Annotated in this window: 2 protein-coding genes; both read right to left on the bottom strand. The window is 37.5% G+C overall.

Annotated elements, in window-relative coordinates; all coding sequences use genetic code 11:
• Positions 1–205: tetratricopeptide repeat protein (locus ABDH28_05110; GenBank protein ID MEN2998395.1), on the bottom strand; the 205-nt coding region annotated here is incomplete at its 3' end.
• A gap of 54 nt (positions 206–259) precedes the next feature.
• Positions 260–2,866 carry an amylo-alpha-1,6-glucosidase gene (locus ABDH28_05105; protein MEN2998394.1) on the bottom strand — a complete coding sequence of 869 codons (2,607 nt, stop codon included), beginning with the start codon at positions 2,864–2,866 and terminating at the stop codon, positions 260–262.
• Positions 2,867–3,431 lie beyond the last annotated feature (565 nt).

Genomic DNA, 3,431 nt, shown 5'->3' with positions numbered 1-3,431 from the left:
CACCGTCCCAGTCAGGTGGGGGTGGATTTTGCAAATACTCCTTACATCTTTCTAGGTAGACTTTTGAAGGTCCATCTTCAGGATTTATCCTGAGACACTCCGAGAAGTACTGGATTGCAGTGGTAAAGTCTCTGTTTCTGTAGAATGATAGTCCTTTCTTGTAGTATGACAAGAGCCTAACTGTGCTCTCTTTTGAGAGTTCCATAAACTTTCACAAATATTATAACACCTAGTTTACTTACTTTCAAAAACGGTAACTCTAATACCACTCCCTACTGAGAATCTTCTTTTTAAGATAGTCTTTTTCTCTTTGGACGTTATTGCTTTCTGGTATAGATGGGGTAACGAAATTTAGTTTACCTATTTCATCTTTGTAGCCCTTGGAAACAGTGCATTTTACCGCTTTTTTGTTGACACTTACACTTGTTTTCCTCTTGTCAACTTCTATTTCCGCTTTTCTGAATGAGTCAATGCTGAATGAGTGTTTGTTGCCCCTATTGTCAGTGAAGACAAAGACCAATTTAGGTGCTCTACTGCTATTGCTTATAGATAGTTTGTAAGTTTCTAGCACTTCTGAGATATTTGCCTCAATATTGAGGTATTCGTTATTACCGAACTTGAGGGATGTTTTTAATTGTTTTACTTCGCTAGGGAGGCTAGGGGATAGAATTATCTTGTTTTCGCTTAGTCTTGGGTTAAATCCTATAAAGCCTTGATACCAAGCTCTGCTTATTTCTGCTACGCTCCAGGCTTGGGAATAAGTGCCAGATAGCTTTATCTTGCCATTGGGTTGGGGTATAGCATCAATAAGTTCGCTTAATGTTCCAACATATCCTTCGTTTATGACTTGGTCCAATGTGTTTGTAAACAGTGAGAATGCTAAATCTTTGTATCCAAACTTGAGTAGGGAGAGGATGGTGAAACCTGTGTTCCACAGCCATACGGTTCCATTGTGGTATGCGGAGTCTTTGTGATAAAGCTCCCATTTTTCGTGCCAAGGATGGAAAAATTCGTCGTTTTGGGACAAAGATGCTATACCATAGGGGTAGAGTAATTCGCTAACAGCATTTTTGAGAATGTATGCTTCCCTGTCTTCACCAACTATGCTTTCACCAAAAGGAACTGTGATTGTCATAAGCATGTTTGGTCTTACTTTAAAATCCTTAAAACCATCTTTTCTTATTCTGTCTGCTATTCTTTTGTTGTTTTCATCCCAGAAGAGCTTTACAAAATTCTCTTTTGCTTTTGTGTGAAGTTTCTGCCACTTGATTGCAGATTCCGTATCGTTGGCGTATTTAGCCATAAATATACCAACTTCAAGTGAAGTGATCCAGAGAGCTTGAATTTCAACGGCTCTATTCCCCCTTGGAGACCATGCTTCCTTACCTTCAATTCTAGCATCCATCCAAGTATCCGCATCGTCGTGTGTTAAAAGTCCATCAGAGTCAACAAAGTTCTCAATAGCACCATCTATTGCTACCTTGACAACAGGATAGATCTCTTTGATAAATTCCATATCTCCGGAGTAGTTTATATAGTCCATAACTTCTCTTATAAACCAAGGGGTTCCATCAGCAGTGTTATACTGGACTGAGGTTTCGCTAGAGACTAAATTTGGCACTCTTCCGAAGGTTCTAGACTTTGACAGTGACTCTTTTATCTCAAACTTATCAATATTGTCTCTGAGGATTTTTGATTTGGATATAAGTTCATCTTTTGATGAAAAAGCCTTTGTGAACATATACGATGGAACGGTGATGAATACCTTATTACCGCTTTTTCTAACACCTATGAACTTATAAATATTTCTTATATCTTGGATAACTTGCTTTAGTAGTTCTTCATCTTGGGATGTTATCTCAATTGATAAGTTTCCTCTGTCCTGAAACATTGCGAAGTTCTGGATTATTTTTCTTGCATCCTCAAAGTTTCCGTTAACTAGTGAGCAACCTGGTAGTGATATGAAAGTATCTCTGCCCCAGTTATTTTTAAACCATGGTAATCCAGCCCATATGCCTTTGCCAAACTCTTCCACAATAAATCCATCACTTGAGTACAATACCCAATACATCTGTTTATCTATTGCTTCCTTGAGGTTAGTCTCAAAAAAACTACCTAAAATTCTACCTGACAATTCTTTTTTATACTCTTCAAGAAAGTTATCAATACTCTTGGATACTTTTTCAGCTTCCCTAAGTGCTTCTTCACTATTTGTTGAAAAGGTGATGACAAATGAAATTTTGGTGATGTTGTCTCTACTTTGCAGTAGACCAGCATTTCCAAAGTTTGGTGATACCTTTACTTCCTTTAGAATGTTTGTAGGATCTTGGAAGAGAGATATTTCTCTATCCGAGCATATTGCTACATACGATGGAACAGATGAAGTTTTTATCTTTGTGTTTTCAATGACAACAGAGTTACTGGTGGTAGTCTTTATTAGTATATCTTTTTTAAACCAATTCAGCAGAGGAACTATTCCTAACTTGGAGGGTTCTTTAGATTCAACCTGAATTACAACATACTGCTTATGTTGGATGATGAATAATCTTTCTAGACCTTGAGGGAAGTGGGTTTCGTAAAATGAGGGGTATAAAACAGCTTTTGTAGCTTCTCTTCTATTTAGCACAGTTTCTCCTTGCACTGATACAAAGTCTCTGAACACTACGGTGTTTTTCACTTTGTATCCTTCACCCCCTATGTAGGAAAATGTTTTGCCTTCGTAATATCCGTCAACTCTGTCGCTGAAAACGAAATTTCGTATGTTGCCTTTCTCAAGTTCAACCTTTCCAACATCAAATAGCATGTTGTGTCCGAAAGTTTGGTTTAAAATCATAGCGGAGGCTAATGCTACTATTGCTTTCTTCATAACTTCCCCCGTTTCTAAGTTAAATGAAACTAATCTCATTTGTCCAGTTGTTGAAGTAGAGTTTGGCAAATTCCAATTTCCATTAGGTAAGGAAACAAGATTCTAAACTTTTTGTCTACCTTCTCTCTACTTTTTGCTTACCTACTTCATTCGGTTCTAGACGGTGTTTGTTCAATTACAAGACTTCACTTTATACTAAGTTTCCTTGTTGAAAAGGATATTTACCCAGTCCCGTCAGGGACTGCGAGAGAAATAAGAGAAAAACTATACCTAATTGTTAGATTTGAACAGAGGAATTGAGTGGGTAAGATGTTTAGAATCTTGCCTATTTGCCTAATGGAGATTTATTGTTGTAGAGTGTAATAATTTCTCAAGTGGTTGTTTTTTCATTTAAAATTACAGTAATAGGCTGAAGAGGTGAAGGTTATGGATTTTTTGTTGAGTTTAGGTATAGTTGTGCTTGTGAGTGCGGTTTTTGGAGCGCTGTGGAATTTTCTTGGGGAGAGATTTTACGGTAAGTCTGTACTACTTGGATATTGGGGGGGAATAGGAGTTAGTGTGTTGG

The organism is Brevinematia bacterium, assembly GCA_039630355.1.
GTDB lineage: Bacteria > Spirochaetota > Brevinematia > DTOW01 > DTOW01 > SKYB106.
The sequence above is the reverse complement of the archived record's forward strand: the minus strand, read 5'-3'. Positions and strand labels throughout refer to the sequence as shown.